Origin of the sequence: Streptomyces sp. NPDC047017 (assembly GCF_040644175.1) — a bacterium.
GTDB lineage: Bacteria > Actinomycetota > Actinomycetes > Streptomycetales > Streptomycetaceae > Streptomyces.
In genome coordinates, this window is record NZ_JBEYVW010000004.1 from 315,237 (window position 1) to 330,552 (window position 15,316).

13 protein-coding genes and 2 pseudogenes are annotated in these 15,316 nt (G+C 72.1%); 8 read left to right on the forward strand and 7 right to left on the reverse strand.

The window, feature by feature from the left end:
• Positions 1–130: 130 nt before the first annotated feature.
• Entirely contained in the window at positions 131–2,644 is a 2,514-nt protein-coding gene (locus ABZ858_RS09025; protein WP_361374213.1) for a DUF3516 domain-containing protein, read from the forward strand.
• Positions 2,645–2,684: 40 nt separating this feature from the next.
• On the forward strand, positions 2,685–3,551 hold the full coding sequence (locus ABZ858_RS09030) for an acyl-CoA thioesterase II (RefSeq protein WP_361374215.1): 867 nt from the start codon (positions 2,685–2,687) through the stop codon (positions 3,549–3,551).
• Positions 3,552–3,720: 169 nt separating this feature from the next.
• Here the strand turns inward: ABZ858_RS09030 and ABZ858_RS09035 are convergent.
• Positions 3,721–4,539, reverse strand: a pseudogene (locus ABZ858_RS09035) (DUF6397 family protein); the annotation flags it as partial.
• Between the two features lie 125 nt (positions 4,540–4,664).
• Entirely contained in the window at positions 4,665–5,078 is a 414-nt protein-coding gene (locus ABZ858_RS09040) for a roadblock/LC7 domain-containing protein (RefSeq protein ID WP_361374217.1), read from the reverse strand.
• A gap of 108 nt (positions 5,079–5,186) precedes the next feature.
• Between ABZ858_RS09040 and ABZ858_RS09045 the strand changes: the two genes are divergently transcribed.
• Together ABZ858_RS09045 and ABZ858_RS09050 are read left to right on the forward strand one after the other, a co-directional pair.
• Positions 5,187–5,615, forward strand: a complete 429-nt coding sequence (locus ABZ858_RS09045; protein WP_361374219.1) for a PPOX class F420-dependent oxidoreductase — start codon at positions 5,187–5,189, stop codon at positions 5,613–5,615.
• Between the two features lie 36 nt (positions 5,616–5,651).
• Positions 5,652–6,251, forward strand: a complete 600-nt coding sequence (locus ABZ858_RS09050; protein WP_361374221.1) for a class I SAM-dependent methyltransferase — start codon at positions 5,652–5,654, stop codon at positions 6,249–6,251.
• 33 nt (positions 6,252–6,284) lie between these two features.
• On the opposite strand, the gene ABZ858_RS09055 is transcribed toward ABZ858_RS09050, so the two are convergent.
• Positions 6,285–7,040 carry an alpha/beta hydrolase gene (locus ABZ858_RS09055; RefSeq protein WP_361374223.1) on the reverse strand — a complete coding sequence of 252 codons (756 nt, stop codon included), beginning with the start codon at positions 7,038–7,040 and terminating at the stop codon, positions 6,285–6,287.
• A 129-nt stretch (positions 7,041–7,169) separates the two neighbouring features.
• Between ABZ858_RS09055 and ABZ858_RS09060 the strand changes: the two genes are divergently transcribed.
• The gene (locus ABZ858_RS09060) at positions 7,170–7,703 is read left to right on the forward strand and encodes a PadR family transcriptional regulator (RefSeq protein WP_361374225.1); all 534 of its coding nucleotides are present in this window, start codon (positions 7,170–7,172) and stop codon (positions 7,701–7,703) included.
• On the opposite strand, the gene ABZ858_RS09065 is transcribed toward ABZ858_RS09060, so the two are convergent.
• Positions 7,680–8,588 (reverse strand): oxygenase MpaB family protein, encoded by a 909-nt coding sequence (locus ABZ858_RS09065; protein WP_361374227.1) that lies wholly within the window; start codon positions 8,586–8,588, stop codon positions 7,680–7,682. The genes ABZ858_RS09060 and ABZ858_RS09065 overlap by 24 nt on opposite strands.
• A 196-nt stretch (positions 8,589–8,784) precedes the next feature.
• Between ABZ858_RS09065 and ABZ858_RS09070 the strand changes: the two genes are divergently transcribed.
• Complete coding sequence (locus ABZ858_RS09070) at positions 8,785–9,657, forward strand: hypothetical protein (protein WP_361374229.1); 873 nt, start codon at positions 8,785–8,787, stop codon at positions 9,655–9,657.
• A gap of 43 nt (positions 9,658–9,700) precedes the next feature.
• Here the strand turns inward: ABZ858_RS09070 and ABZ858_RS09075 are convergent, their stop codons facing one another.
• Both ABZ858_RS09075 and ABZ858_RS09080 read right to left on the reverse strand, forming a co-directional pair.
• Complete coding sequence (locus tag ABZ858_RS09075; protein WP_361374231.1) at positions 9,701–9,883, reverse strand: hypothetical protein; 183 nt, start codon at positions 9,881–9,883, stop codon at positions 9,701–9,703.
• A gap of 167 nt (positions 9,884–10,050) precedes the next feature.
• The gene (locus ABZ858_RS09080) at positions 10,051–11,124 is read right to left on the reverse strand and encodes an acyl-CoA desaturase (RefSeq protein ID WP_361374233.1); all 1,074 of its coding nucleotides are present in this window, start codon (positions 11,122–11,124) and stop codon (positions 10,051–10,053) included.
• 432 nt (positions 11,125–11,556) lie between these two features.
• Here ABZ858_RS09080 and ABZ858_RS09085 point away from each other — a divergent pair.
• Positions 11,557–12,384, forward strand: a pseudogene (locus ABZ858_RS09085) (esterase-like activity of phytase family protein); the annotation flags it as partial.
• Between the two features lie 104 nt (positions 12,385–12,488).
• Here the strand turns inward: ABZ858_RS09085 and xylA are convergent.
• A complete protein-coding gene (gene xylA, locus ABZ858_RS09090) occupies positions 12,489–13,655 on the reverse strand; it encodes a xylose isomerase (RefSeq protein ID WP_361374235.1) in 1,167 nt (388 codons plus the stop codon).
• 205 nt (positions 13,656–13,860) lie between these two features.
• Here xylA and xylB point away from each other — a divergent pair, with 205 nt between their 5' ends.
• The gene (xylB, locus tag ABZ858_RS09095) at positions 13,861–15,306 is read left to right on the forward strand and encodes a xylulokinase (RefSeq protein WP_361374237.1); all 1,446 of its coding nucleotides are present in this window, start codon (positions 13,861–13,863) and stop codon (positions 15,304–15,306) included.
• The last annotated feature ends 10 nt before the right edge of the window (positions 15,307–15,316 follow it).

Here is a 15,316-nt window from a genome sequence, read left to right on the forward strand (position 1 = left end):
CATTCCTCGTGCGTCGCTGTCCAGTTGAAGCGGTGCGCTGTCGCTCCCCCGGCGGCCCAGCGTATCGGTCGTGATCTTCCCTTCGGCAGCCGATTCCCGTCAGGGCCGGACGGCCAGGCAAGATGGGGGCGTGACCCTCATCGATCAGCTGCCGCCGACCGCCGACCCCGACGCCCTCTACGAAGCCTTCGAGTCGTGGGCCCAGGAGCGGGGTCTCACGCTCTACTCCCACCAGGAAGAGGCGCTGATCGAGGCGGTCTCCGGTGCGAACGTGATCGTGTCGACGCCCACGGGCTCCGGCAAGAGCATGATCGCCGCCGGTGCGCACTTCGCCGCCCTGGCCCGGGACGAGGTCACCTTCTACACGGCGCCGATCAAGGCGCTGGTGTCGGAGAAGTTCTTCGAGCTGTGCAAGCTGTTCGGCACGGAGAACGTCGGCATGCTCACCGGCGACGCCTCCGTCAACGCCGACGCGCCCGTCATCTGCTGCACCGCCGAGGTGCTGGCCTCGATCGCGCTGCGGGACGGCAAGAACGCCGACGTCGGCCAGGTCGTCATGGACGAGTTCCATTTCTACGCGGAGCCGGACCGCGGCTGGGCCTGGCAGATCCCGCTGCTGGAACTGCCGCAGGCGCAGTTCGTGCTGATGTCGGCCACCCTCGGTGACGTCTCGTTCTTCGAGAAGGACCTCGCCCGGCGCACCGGCCGGCCCACCGCGGTGGTCCGCTCGGCGACCCGCCCGGTGCCCCTGTCCTACGAGTACCGGCGCACCCCGCTCACCGACACGCTCACCGACCTGCTGCAGGCCCGGCAGGCGCCGGTGTACATCGTGCACTTCACCCAGGCCCAGGCGGTGGAGCGGGCACAGGCGCTGATGAGCATCAACATGTGCTCGCGCGAGGAGAAGGAGGAGATCGCCGGGCTGATCGGCAATTTCCGCTTCACCACCAAGTTCGGCCGCAACCTGTCCCGCTACGTCCGGCACGGTATCGGCGTGCACCACGCCGGCATGCTGCCCAAGTACCGGCGTCTGGTGGAGAAGCTCGCGCAGGCCGGTCTGCTGAAGGTGATCTGCGGCACGGACACACTCGGGGTGGGCGTCAACGTCCCGATCCGCACGGTGCTGTTCACCGCGCTCACCAAGTACGACGGCAGCCGGGTGCGGACCCTGCGCGCCCGGGAGTTCCACCAGATCGCCGGCCGGGCCGGGCGGGCCGGCTTCGACACGGAGGGGTTCGTCGTCGCGCAGGCGCCCGAGCACGTCATCGAGAACGAGAAGGCGCTCGCCAAGGCGGGCGACGACCCGAAGAAGCGCCGCAAGGTGGTCCGCAAGAAGGCCCCGGAGGGTTTCGTCGCCTGGTCGGACACCACCTTCGACAAGCTCATCGCCGCCGAGCCGGAGCCGCTGACGTCCCGCTTCCGGGTGACGCACACGATGCTGCTGTCGGTGATCGCGCGTCCCGGCAACGCCTTCGAGGCGATGCGGCACCTGCTGGAGGACAACCACGAGCCGCGCAAGCAGCAGCTGCGGCACATCCGGCGGGCCATCGCGATCTACCGCTCGCTGCTGGACGGCGGCATCGTCGAGAAGCTCGACCAGCCGGACGCCGAGGGCCGGATCGTGCGCCTCACCGTCGATCTGCAGCAGGACTTCGCGCTCAACCAGCCGCTGTCCACGTTCGCGCTCGCCGCGTTCGAACTGCTGGACCCCGAGTCGCCGTCCTACGCCCTGGACATGGTGTCCGTCGTGGAGTCCACGCTGGACGACCCGAGGCAGATCCTGGTCGCGCAGCAGAACAAGGCGCGCGGCGAGGCGGTGGCCGCGATGAAGGCGGACGGCGTCGAGTACGAGGAGCGCATGGAGCGCCTCCAGGACGTCACCTACCCCAAGCCGATGGAGGAACTGCTCTTCCACGCGTACAACACCTACCGCAAGAGCCACCCGTGGGTGGGTGACCACCCGCTGTCGCCCAAGTCCGTGGTCCGGGACATGTACGAACGGGCGATGTCCTTCACGGAGTTGGTGTCCCTCTACGAGCTGGCCCGCACCGAGGGCATCGTGCTTCGCTACCTGGCGAGCGCCTACAAGGCCCTGGAGCACACCGTCCCGGACGATCTGAAGTCCGAGGATCTGCAGGACCTGATCGCGTGGCTCGGCGAGATGGTGCGCCAGGTCGACTCCAGCCTGCTCGACGAGTGGGAGCAGTTGGCCAACCCGGAGGAGATGACCGCCGAGGAGGCCCGGGAGAAGGCCGATCAGGTCAAGCCGGTCACCTCCAACGCGCGGGCGTTCCGTGTCCTGGTGCGCAACGCCATGTTCCGCCGGGTCGAGCTGGCCGCGCTCGACCAGGTCGAGGAGCTGGGCGAGCTGGACGCCGAGTCCGGCTGGGACGCGGACGCGTGGGGCGAGGCGATGGACAAGTACTGGGACGAGTACGAGGACCTGGGCACCGGGCCCGACGCGCGCGGCCCCAAGCTGCTGGTGATCGACGAGGACGCGCAGCACGGGCTGTGGCGCGTACGGCAGATCTTCGACGACCCGAACGACGACCACGACTGGGGCGTCAGCGCGGAGGTCGACCTCGCCGCCTCCGATGCCGAGGGCCGTGCGGTCGTCCGCGTGACCGACGTCGGCCAGCTGTGAGCGGACGTCCGCCGGCTGTGAGCACAGGAGAATCCCTCTCATGACGAATCCCGCCGAAAAGCTTGTCGACCTGCTCGACCTGGAGCAGATCGAGAACGACATCTTCCGCGGCCGCAGTCCGCAGGAGTCCCTGCAGCGGGTCTTCGGCGGCCAGGTCGCGGGCCAGGCACTGGTCGCCGCCGGCCGCACCACGGACGGCGAACGCCCGGTGCACTCGCTGCACGCGTACTTCCTGCGTCCGGGCCGGCCGGGAGTGCCGATCGTGTACCAGGTCGAGCGGGTACGGGACGGGCGGTCCTTCACGACGCGCCGGGTCACCGCGGTGCAGCAGGGCCGGACGATCTTCACGCTGACCGCCTCCTTCCACAAGCCGGAACAGGGGAGTTTCGAGCACCAGCTGCCGCCCGCCCGCAAGGTCCCCTCCCCCGAGTCCCTGCCGACGGTCGCCGAGGAGGTCCAGGAGCATCTGGGCGCCCTCCCGGAGCAGTTGGAGCGCATGGCGCGCCGTCAGCCCTTCGACATCCGTTACGTGGACCGACTGCGCTGGACCCGCGAGGAGGTCGAGGACGCCGAACCGCGCAGCGCCGTGTGGATGCGCGCGGTCGGGCCGCTCGGCGACGACCCGCTGGTGCACACCTGCGCGCTGACCTACGCCAGTGACATGACCCTGCTGGACGCGGTGCGCCTCCCGGTCGAGCCGCTGTGGGGCCCGCGCGGTTTCGACATGGCGTCGCTGGACCACGCCATGTGGTTCCACCGGCCCTTCCGTGCGGACGAGTGGTTCCTGTACGACCAGGAGTCACCGATCGCCACGGGCGGGAGGGGACTGGCCCGGGGGCGCATCTACGACACGGAGGGACGTCTGCTGGTGTCGGTCGTCCAGGAGGGTCTGTTCCGGGCGGTGTAGGCGCCCGGTTCGCGGCTGCGGCGCCGCGGTGGTTCAGGTGCTGCTGCGGAAGAGCCTCCGCAGCAGCCCGCGTGACCTCGCGGAGTCTCCGGGTCGCCGGGAGTGCGCGGGCCGATCGGCCGGGCGCGGGTGGTGGTGATGGTGTGTGGGAGGCCGGTCGGGGGTGCGGGGTTGCCGGTCGGGGCGCGGGGTGGTGGCCGCGCGCTTCCGCCACGGTCCGCTCCAGGTCGGCTCGGAGCCAGGCGATCTCGTCCGGGTCCTCGGCGGTCGCGATCCGCTCGGCGAGGTGCGCCGCGGGCGATCCCGGTGCCCCGTGCGCGGGCGGCTGCGCGCGGAAGCGGCTCAGGAGAGCGCGTTCATAGGGGTCGGTGACGATCTCGGAGACCTGGAACGGGTCGAGCAGCGAGGCCACGGCCGCCGCCTGCTGCCAGGGTCCGTCGGCCTGCCGCAGCAGAAAACCCAGGTGCCGCCCGCGCCAGTTGCGGGGGCGCAGGTCCAGGCCCGCGTCCAGTTGGTCACGCAGTCCCTCGGGCAGCGGCCGGGTCAGCAGCGAGGTGTTCTTCGCGTCGGCGCCGAACGCGCGCACTTCTTCGGACAGGTACAGCCAGACGACGGTCCGGTACCGGTTGAGGTAGAAGGAGACCGGTGTCACCAGGCCCAGGCGGGCCAGCCGGGTGAACCGGGCGGCCGTCACGCCCATGAGCCCGGCGGCGTCCTTGGTGCCGACGGCCTCGATCCGCTCGCGCAGTGCTGCGGAGAAGGCCGGCCGCTCGCGCAGCCGCTCGACCTCGGCCCGGGCCACCCGGCGGCCGCCTCCTCCTTCGTCCGGGAGGGTGCGGATGTGGCCGAGATGTACGGCCAGGTCGAACTCGCTGCGCTTGAGTCCCAGTTCGCGGGCCGCGCGGCTCTGGGTGAAAGGCGTTCCGAGCCGGCCGGTGGCTCGTTCGGCCGCGGGAGTGATCTCGTCGGTGATGGTGTTGCCGGACATGTTCCTGCCCCCGTGAGAGTTGTGGTTCGCGCTGTCGGCGCTTCCTCCGCAAAAAACGGTAGCCGGTGCCGTACATCTCTGCGCGAGCCTGTGGATAACTCCATGGAGATCAGCGAACGTGCAGGTCAGAGGTCGTTTAATGGATTCGGCCGAGGATGGCGGGCGGCCACGTCCAAGTGGTCGCCGACCCGGTTCACCAGCAGGGTCATCTCGTAGCCGATCTGGCCGATGTCGGCCTCGGCCCCGCTGAGGACACACAGGCAGCTGCCCGCGCCCGCGGCCATGACGAAGAGCACCGCGTCGTCGAACTCGACCATCGTCTGCCGCACCGAGCCCGCCCCGAAGTGCCGTCCCGAGCCCTTGGCCAGGCTGTACAGTCCGGCCGAGACGGCCGCGAGATGCTCCGCGTCCTCGCGCCGCAGCCCCGTGCTGGCCCCGGTGACCAGCCCGTCGTTGGACAGCACCAACGCGTGCCGTACGTGTTCCACCCGCTGGGTCAGGTCGTCGAGCAGCCAGCCGAGCGTCTGGTTCTGCGCCATGAACCGGTCTCCCCCCGAGAGGTCTCTCCCCCTGCCGTCTCCCCCTGTCCGGAGGAACTCCCGCCAGCCTTCCGCACGACCGCGGTCCCGGCAAGGAAGATGGGAGGCATGGCACAGGAGATGACCGACGAGGAATGGCGGGCGTTCGTGTCGCACGGCACCCGCACCGGCAAGCTGTCCACCGTCCGGGCCGACGGGAGCCCGCATGTGGCGCCCATCTGGTTCCTGCTCGACGGCGACGACGTGGTCTTCAACACCGGGAAGGAGACCGTGAAGGGACGCAATCTGGCGCGGGACGGCCGGGCCGCCCTGTGTGTCGACGACGACCGGCCGCCGTTCTCCTTCGTGGTGCTGCAGGGGCGCGCCCGGCTGTCGGAGGACCTGGACGAGCTCCGGCACTGGGCCGCGCGGATCGGCGCCCGGTACATGGGTGAGGAGCGTGCCGAGGAGTTCGGCGGCCGCAACGGCGTCCCGGGCGAGCTGCTGGTCCGCGTCTCCCTCGACAAGGTGGTGGCGGTGCGGGACCTCGCCGGCTGAGGACGGCGGGCGTCCCGGTGAGGGATCATGCGGAGCATGAGTGACGACCACGCCCGCGTGCAGGAGTTCTTCACCGCCCGTGCCGCCGACTGGGACAGCAGGTTCCCGGACGACGGCCCCGCCTACGCGGCCGCGGTCGCCGGCCTGGGCCTGGGCGAGGGCGACCGTGTGCTCGACGCGGGGTGCGGCACCGGGCGCGCCCTGCCGCCGCTGCGGGCCGCCGTGGGAGCGGCGGGTGTCGTCGTGGGCGTGGACCTGACCTGGGCGATGCTCGGGGCGGCGGTACGGGCGGGCCGGCACCGGGACGGATGGCTGCTGCTCTCCGACGTCGGCGCGCTGCCGCTCGGGGCGGAGTCGTTCGACGCCGTGTTCGCCGCCGGGCTGGTCGCGCACCTGCCGCGGCCCGCCGAGAATCTGCGCGAGTTGCGCCGTGTGGTGCGGCCCGGCGGCACGCTGGCGCTGTTCCATCCGATCGGCCGGGCGGCGCTCGCGGCGCGCCAGGGACGGCAGATCACATCGGACGACCTGCGTGCCGAGCCCAATCTCCGGCGTCTGCTGGCCGCTTCGGGGTGGCGCATGACCTCGTACACCGACGAGGACGACCGGTTCCTGGCGCTGGCCGTGCGCGAGGACTGAGCCGGCCCGGTTCCCGGGTCCGGCCGGGGGCTGTCACGGCGCTCGCGCGACGGCGGCGGCGAACGCCTCCGGGTTGTCGAACATGATGTTGTGGTCCGCGCCGGGCACGGTCACCACGCGTACGCCCGCCGCCTCCAGCCCGTCCATGTCCGGCACTTCGTCGCTGAGTTCGCCCTGTAGGTAGACGCGGTCCACGGCGAGGTCCGCGAGGAGGGCGCGCATCGTGGGCTCCGTGCCGCGCCGGAGTGCGACCGCGCTGCGGTGCAGTGCGCGCGGATCGGCCAGTCGCATGGTCGCCGCCCATACGGGGCCCACCTTCTCCAGCACGCGCGCGTAACCGCCGTCCACGAACGCCTCCTCCTCGTAGGAGGCGATGGTGCTGCTGCCGGCCGTCAGCGGCGGGCTGGGGTCCAGGTTGGCCTCCACGAGCACCAGCCGGGAGACCAGATCGGGCCTGCGGTGGGCGAGCACGATCGCGACGGCGCCGCCCATGCTGTGGGCGATCAGCTCCGCGCCGCCGAGCCCCGCCGCGTCCAGCGCCGCGGCCAGGGCGTCCGCGTGGTCCTCCAGGGTGTAACCGAAGTGCGCCGGCCGGTCACTGATGCCGTGGCCGGGCAGATCGACGAAGAGGCTGCGTCGGCCCGCCAGTTCGGGGCGGGCCGCGATGTGCGCGTGGTAGACGGACGAGACCGCGCCCAGTCCGTGCAGATAGACCCGCGCGGGTTCCGCGCCGGGTGTCTCCGTCCAGCGGATACGGCTGCCCGCCCCATCGAACTCGGCCTCTTCCATGTCACCCTCCCGCACATCGCGGCGCCGCGCTGCCGACACCCCCATCAAGAGAGTACATCGGTTACGAGGTATTGCGATACATAGGTATGCAGTGGCCGAGGTACCACGGTGATGCGCGACAATACGTGCATGCTGGAGCTGGCCATCCTGGGATTCCTGTACGACGCCCCGCTGCACGGCTACGAGCTGCGCAAACGCATCACCGCGCTGACCGGGCACGTCCGGCCGGTCGCCGAGAGCACGCTCTATCCGGCGATCAAACGGCTGGAGAAGGCCGGTCTGCTCGAACGCGCCACGGAACCAGGGGCCGTCGCCGCACCTCGGCACGTCCTCACCCTCACCGAGGACGGCAGGCGTGAACTGCGGCGCAGGCTCGCCGAACCGGTGCAGCGGGACCTCACCGACGAGAACCGCTGGTTCACCGTCCTGGCCTTTCTCCGGCACCTGGACGACCCCGGCGCCCAGGCGGCCGTACTGCGGCGCAGGCTGGCCTTCCTGGAGACACCGTCGAGCTTCTTCTACGAGGGCGACCGGCCGCTGCGCGCCGAGGAGCTGGACGACCCCTTCCGGCGCGGCATCCTCACCGTGGCACGGGCCACGTCGCGCGCCGAACTCGCCTGGCTGCGGACGACCGTCGACTCACTGGACGGGATCGCCGGCTGAGCCTCCGGAGTGCCGTACGGGACAGCCTCGTACGCCCGGGACCGGGCAGGTGCCGAGGTCGGCCACCCGGTAGCCGGCCGGGTAGCTCTTGATCTCACGGTTCTGGCGCGCGAAGTGCGGGGCCCGGCGCGGCGGCAGCAGGCGCACGGCACGGCTCCGGGCGCGTACCGCGCGGCGCACGAGCGCGCGGGTGAGGGCGGCCGGGGGCTCGTAGCGGAACGCCTTCAGCAGCGGCTCGTCGAGCAGGGCGAGGGTGGCGCCGCGCAGCACGGGCGCGAGGGGGCTCGGGTACCAGGAGGTCATCAGGTCGAGGGTGGCGTCCGAGACGGTTCTGGCCCGTTCGTCCCAGCCGAAGTGCGCCTGCTCGTAGGCGTCGAGACAGGCCTCGAACTCCTCGTAGGACTCGGGGATGTCCTTGATGCCCAGGTGCCGGCCGAGCGCGCGGTAGTGGACGGTGGAGGCGACGATCTCGTGCCGGGAGAGCCGGCGCCAGCCGAATGTGTCGATCCACCGCTTGGGCACCACGACGAAGGTGCACAGCACATAGCGCATGTCGTCGTCGCTGATGTCGTAGCTGCGGTGCATCTGGTTGATGCGCCGGATCGCGGTGCGGCCCGGCTCGCTCGCGAAGCCGTGCTCGACGACCGTGTCGAGGAGCAACGACGTGTCGTCGTAGCGTTTTTGCGAGCGGTCCGTCAGTTCCGCCGTCTCGGCGAGCAGTCGGCCGATGCTGGGAACCGCGTAGGTCCGGAAGAGAGCCAGTTCCAGGGCGCGGGTGATGTCCCAGGGGAACTCGTACGCGGCGGTGAGCCGGTAGATCTCCGACGCGTCCGCCACCGGGTCCATGCGGCGGATCTGTTCGAGCCGGTCGAACCGCTTCGCCACGTCGTCCCCCTCTGCCGCCGGAACTCAACTGTACGGCGCGTGGCGGCGGGCACGCGATGGGTGACGGAAGACCGAGGTGGCCGTTTCGCCCCCGTCCAGGTGGAAAACTGCAGGTCCGGGCGGTCAGGGAGCCGTGACAACCGGCTTCCACTCGCACTAGGGTGCGCGCCGTTGGGCGAAGCGATGGGAGGCTGGAATGGCCGGGACGGACGAGGAAGCCGTCGCCGCCGCGGACGACGCGCTCTATGTGCTCACGGCGGTACTGCTGACGCCGGCACAGTTCCCGAGTGTGCTGGGCGACGACTATCCGCAGGCGTGCGCCACGCTCGGCCTGGCGCCGCTCGCCGAGGGGTACGGCCTGGTGCTCGGCCAGGACGGTGCCGGGGCGCGGTGGACGGTCGTCATCGACGATGTGTCGCTGGTCGCCGTGGCCATCGCCTCCTGGGACTGCGGCATGGAGTACGACCTGTCGCCCGACGAGCGCACGGTGGTCGCCGCCCTGCCGGGCTGGCCCCTGGCCGTCGCCGTCGCGGCGCCCGGTGTGCCCGCGCCGCACGACCCGGCCCCGGAAGCCGCCGACGGCCCTCTGCTGTCGCCGCCGGACACCGACCTGTGGGGTCCGGCGCAGCGCCGTCTCGGCGCCGACGAGATCGCCCTGCGGTGGACGATGTGGCGGGAGCAGGTCGATGACGCCGCCTTCTCCACCCGCGACGAAGCCGAAGATGGGGCAGCCCAGGACGGCGCCGCCTCCGGGGCGGAGGGCGGGGTCGCCGGCGAGGCCGGCCAGGAGGCGGACGTGCCGCTGACCGGTGTCCGGCGCGTCCTGGCGGAGGCCCGGGCGTACGTGGAGTCGCCGCCGCCGGTGGGCCGCGTCAGGTCGTCCTTCGCCCCCGGCGACGCGCGGACCCTGCGGGCCGACGGCCCCGGCTGGTCGATGGTGGCCCGAACCGACGACATGGCGTTCATCCTCCTCGACGAGGAGCCCGGCGAGGTCCTGCCGGTCGGCCGGGGCCCGGAGCTGCCGGGCCTGCTCCAGGCGCTCGACAAGCTGGCGGTACGCCCCAGCTGAACCGGCGGTCCGCCGAACCTCTTCTCGGTGGCTCAGTCTCCTTTCAGCGGCCCAGCTCCTTACGGGTGACGCGGCGCAGCCTGCGGCGCTGGGAGGGGTCCAGGGCGAGGTAGGCGGCGGCCGGGACTCCCAGGATGATCAGGAGTGACGCCCACCAGGGCAGCCAGATCAGCAGGATCAGCCCGACCGCCACGCCGCCCGCGGCGATCTTCGCGTTCTTCGACATCTGTCGCCTCCTTCGCGGCCACTGCCGCTCTCTGCCGTGGAAACGGCCGCGCGACCACGGCGGTTCCGGACCATACCCCTGAGACTTCCCTGAACCGCCCCCTACGGGTCGCACGGCCTGTGGTCACCACCGGTTCGGCACGGGCGTCGTACGGGCACGCCCTCCGGCTACTCCGCCCGCAGCGGCTCCCCGACCTCGTACAGGTGGCGCAGGGCCTGCCGGTAGGAGTCGACGAGACCGGTCTCCACGTAAGGGATGCCCACCTCACGGCAGTGCGCACGCACCAGGGGCTGGGCGCGTCGCAGGTAGGGGCGCGGCATGCTGGGGAACAGGTGGTGCTCGATCTGGTAGTTCAGGCCGCCCAGGAACCAGTCCGTGAGGGCTCCGCCGCGGATGTTGCGGGAGGTGAGCACCTGGCGGCGCAGATGTCCCCATCGGTCGCCGTCCGGGTCGGGCATCTCCATGCCCTTGTGGTTGGGGGCGAAGGCGAGGCCCAGGTGCAGGCCGAACAGCGCCTGGTGGAGGGCGGCGAACGCGAGCGCCTTGCCGGGAGACAGCACGGTGAGCAGCAGGGCCGTGTAGGCGGTGACATGGGCGACGAGCAGCGCGCCCTCGACGACTCGCTCCCGGACGGGCTGCCGGCGCAGATCCTTGAAGCCGTGCACCTTGAGGGCCACGCCCTCAAGGAGGGTGAGGGGGAAGAACAGCCACGCCTGGTTGCGGGTGAGCCAGCGGCGGAAGCCCTGCCGGACGCCTGCCTGTCCACCGGTGAAGACCAGCACGTCCGCGGCGACGTCCGGGTCCTTGTCGATGTGGTTGGGGTTGGCGTGGTGCCGGTTGTGCTTGGCGTTCCACCACGCGTAGCTCAGCCCGAGCAGCAGGTTGCCGTGCACCAGGCCGATGGCACGGCTGACGCCGCGGTTCCCGGTGATCTGGGCGTGGCCCGCGTCGTGGCCGATGAAGGCCGTGCGGGCGAAGAGCACGGCGAACGGTACGGCCAGGGACAGCGCCCACCAGGAGTCGCCGACCAGGAAGAGTCCGGCGACGACCGCGGCCAGGGCGAGCGCGTTGCCGGTGATGACACGGGCGTACCACGCGTGTCGCCGTCCCAGCAGGCCACGGTTCCTGACGGTGCGCAGCAGGGGCGCGAACTCACTGCCGGCGGACGCGCCGCCGGCCCTCGCTTCGGTGCTGTCCGCGACGGCTGCGACTGCGGCGACGGCAGCGACGGGCTGGGGCATGGCGGGGTCTCCGGCTCTCTCGGCAACGGCCTGACCTGAGCAAACGTATGAATCGGAGCCCCGACCCGACCATGGCGCCAGCCCCCGGATACGGGCGGGGGGCAGCCCCGCGCGGGACGGGGGGCTGCCAACACCCTTGAGGGCCCGTCCTGTCCGATGCCGCGGGGTTCCCGGACAACCGGAGGTGTGCTGTGCCCTCGGCGGCCCGTCCCGTGTAGTCAAATTTGAGGAATCGGCATCACCGTGCAGAGGACCCCTCTCGCAACACCGCCCGATCTTCCCGAACCGACCCGCTGCTGCGCCGTGTTCCTGCCGGGGGACCCCGCGCGCGCCGGACGGATCGCCTTCTGGCACCCGGACGGCTCCCCGCCCCCGGAGATCCCCCACGCGCGCGTGGCGGACCTGACGGTCGCTGTCCCGCGGGACCCGGGGGACCCCGACGGGCTGGACACGGAGGGCATCGTGCGGGCCGCGGACGGCACGTTCTGGCTCGTCGACGAGTACGGGCCGTCCCTCGTCCACGTCTCCGCGCGCGGGAGGGTGCTCACGCGCTATGTGCCCAAGGGGCTGCGGCTGACCGGAACGGACTACCCGGTGGTGGAGGCGCTGCCGTCCGTGCTGCTGCACCGGAAGGTCAACCGCGGGTTCGAGGGGCTGGCCCTGCTGCCCGGCGGTGATCTGGTGATGGCCGTACAGAGCCCGCTGTCGCTGCCGGACGCGGCCGTCGGGGACGCCTCGCGGACGAGCAGGCTGCTGCGCTTCTCGCCGCGCGAGCGGACGGTCACCGCCGAGTACGCCTACCGCTTCGACCCGGTGGACGTGGTCGATCCGGGCGAGGACGACACCTCGGAGCTGAAGATCTCCTCGGTGGTGGCCGTGGGCCGCGACCGGCTGCTGGTGGAGGAACGCACCGACAAGGCGGCGCGTCTGCAGGTGGTACGCCTGGACCGCTGGTCGGACATCCTCGGGAGCCGCTGGGACGACGACACCGCCTCGCCGTCGCTGGAGCAGCTCGACGACCCGGCGGCGGCCGGGGTGCCGGTGCTCGCCAAGCGTCTTGTCGTCGACCTGGGCAAGGTCGCCGGGGTGCCGGGGAAGATCGAGGGCATCGCCCGCGTGGACGACCACACCGTCGCCCTCGCCAACGACGACGACTTCGGGATGACCGACGGCGCCGGCGCCTTCGACGCGCAGGGCCGGCTGGTGGACAGCGGCGTCCGGACGACGGTGACGTACGTGCGGCTGCCCCGGGACCTCTGAGCGGCCGTCACTCGGGCGGGCGCACGCGCGCGTATGCGGCCGCCCCGAGTCCTCCGGATCAGCCCGCCGACTCCGGGGCTCCGCATCAGGCCGCCCGCCGCGGCTCAGCCCCGCGCCCCCAGCAGGTGGTCCATCGCCAGCTGGTCGAGCCGCTCGAAGGCCATCCCGCGCGCGGCTGCCGCGGCCACGTCGAAGTCCTCGAAGGCCGCACGGTCGGCGAGCAGCGCCTCAAGGCCGTCCGCCGCCGTGGGCCGGGCCAGCTCGTCCAGGCGGGAGGCGCGCAACGCCTCCTGGACCTCGGGGTCGGCGCGGAAGGCGGCCGAACGCTCCTTGAGGATGAGGTAGTTCCGCATGCAGCCGGCCGCCGAGGCCCACACCCCGTCCAGGTCCTCGGTGCGCGGCGGCTTGAAGTCGAAGTGGCGCGGCCCCGCGTAGCCGGCGCTCTCCAGCAGGTCGACCAGCCAGAACGCGGCCCGCAGGTCGCCGGCGCCGAAGCGCAGGTCTTGGTCGTACTTGATGCCGGACTGGCCGTTGAGGTCGATGTGGAAGAGCTTGTCCGCCCACAGGGCCTGCGCGATGCCGTGCGGGAAGTTGAGGCCGGCCATCTGCTCGTGGCCCACCTCGGGGTTGACGCCGTACAGTTCGGGCCGCTCCAGGCGCTCGATGAAGGCCAGCGCGTGGCCGACGGTGGGCAGCAGGATGTCGCCGCGCGGCTCGTTGGGCTTGGGCTCGACGGCGAAGCGGATGTCGTAGCCCTGCGCGGTGACGTACTCGCCGAGGAGGTCGAACGCCTCCTTCATGCGGTCGAGCGCGGCGCGGACGTCCTTGGCGGCGCCGGACTCGGCGCCCTCGCGGCCGCCCCAGGCCACGTACGTCCGCGCTCCCAGCTCGGCCGCCAGGTCGATGTTGCGGATGGTCTTGCGCAGCGCGTAGCGGCGTACGTCGCGGTCGTTGGCGGTGAACGCGCCGTCCTTGAAGACGGGGTGCGTGAAGAGGTTGGTGGTGGCCATCGGCACGGTCATACCGGTCGCGTCCAGTGCCTGCCGGAAGCGCTTGACGTGCGACTCGCGCTCGGTGTCCGAGGCGCCGAAGGGGATCAGGTCGTCGTCGTGGAAGGTCACTCCGTGGGCGCCGAGTTCGGCGAGCCGGCGCACCGACTCGACGGGGTCGAGGGCGCGGCGGGTGGCGTCGCCGAACGGGTCCCGGCCCTGCCAGCCGACGGTCCACAGGCCGAAGGTGAACCGGTCCTCGGGGGTGGGCTGGTAGTTCATGCCGCGGCTCCTCGTGCGCTCGACCCTATTCGTCATGGCGATTGACAAATTAGTATGCGGACGCGTCCCTGGGAAGGGACAACAGGGCCGGGACAGGGCGCCACCGGGGTGCACGGCCCGGAAGCACCGGTGAAGCCGCAGGTCAGATCCGTGGGCCGCCAGCAGCCGCGAACGGCAGCGAAGGCCGCAAGAAGAGGGAGAGCCGATGTCAGCAGCCGATGGACCGCTCGTCGTCGGTGTGGACTCGTCCACCCAGTCCACCAAGGTGCTCGTCGTCGACGCGGCTTCCGGCCGGGTGGTGGCGAGCGGCCAGGCCCCGCACACCGTCTCCGCCGGCGCGGGCCGTGAGAGCGATCCGCGCCAGTGGTGGGACGCGCTGTGCGCGGCCCTGCACCAGTGCGGGGAGGCGGCGCACGAGGCGGCGGCCGTGTCGGTGGCCGGCCAGCAGCACGGGCTGGTCACCCTGGACGCGCACGGTGATCCGGTACGGCCGGCCCTGCTGTGGAACGACGTGCGCTCGGCACCGCAGGCCCGTCGTCTCCTGGCGGAGCTGGGCGGCCCGAAGGCGTGGTCCGAGCGCACCGGCAGCGTCCCGGGCGCGTCCTTCACGGTCGCCAAGTGGGCCTGGCTCGCCGAGCACGAGCCGGCGGCGGCGCGCGCCGTGGCCGCGGTGCGCCTGCCGCACGATTATCTGACCGAACGTCTGACCGGTGCGGGTACCACCGACCGCGGCGACGTCTCGGGCACCGGGTGGTGGGCGTCCGCCACCGAGGCGTACGACGAGGAGATCCTCGGCCGGGTCGGGCTGGACCCGGCGCTGCTGCCCCGGGTGGTGCGGCCCGGGGAGGTGGCGGGCACGGTGCGGGACATCCACGGCCTGCCGTTCTCCAAGGGCACCCTGGTGGCGCCCGGCACCGGTGACAACGCCGCCGCCGCGCTCGGTCTCGGGCTGCGGCCGGGCACCCCGGTGCTGAGCCTCGGCACCTCGGGCACCGTGTACGCGGTCTCCCGGCACCGTCCCGCCGACCCGTCTGGGACGGTGGCCGGTTTCGCGGACGCGCGCGGCGACTGGCTGCCGCTGGCCTGCACCCTCAACTGCACGCTCGCCGTGGACCGCGTCGCCGCCCTGCTGGGCCTGGACCGGGAGGCCGTCGAGTCCGGCGGCACCGCCACCCTGCTCCCCTACCTGGACGGTGAACGGACGCCCGACCTGCCGCACGCCTCCGGGCTGCTGCACGGGCTGCGCCACGACACCACGGCCGGGCAGCTGTTGCAGGCCGCCTACGACGGCGCCGTGCATTCCCTGCTGGGCGCGCTGGACCTGGTCCTCGACCGCGACGCCGACCCCGCCGCTCCGCTGCTGCTGATCGGCGGCGGGGCCCGGGGCACGGCCTGGCAGCGGACGGTACGGCGGCTGTCGGGTCGGCCGGTGCGGGTGCCGGAGGCCGGGGAGCTGGTCGCGCTGGGTGCCGCGGCGCAGGCGGCGGGGCTGCTGACCGGCGAGGACCCGGCCGCGGTCGCCCGCCGCTGGAAGACCGCCGACGGGCCGCTCCTGGAGGCGGTGGACCGCGACGAGGAGACGCTGAACAGGATCTCCGGGGTACTCTCCGACGCGGCCCCGCTGCTGGAGCGGGCACCGCGCAGCCAGTGACGGTGCCGGT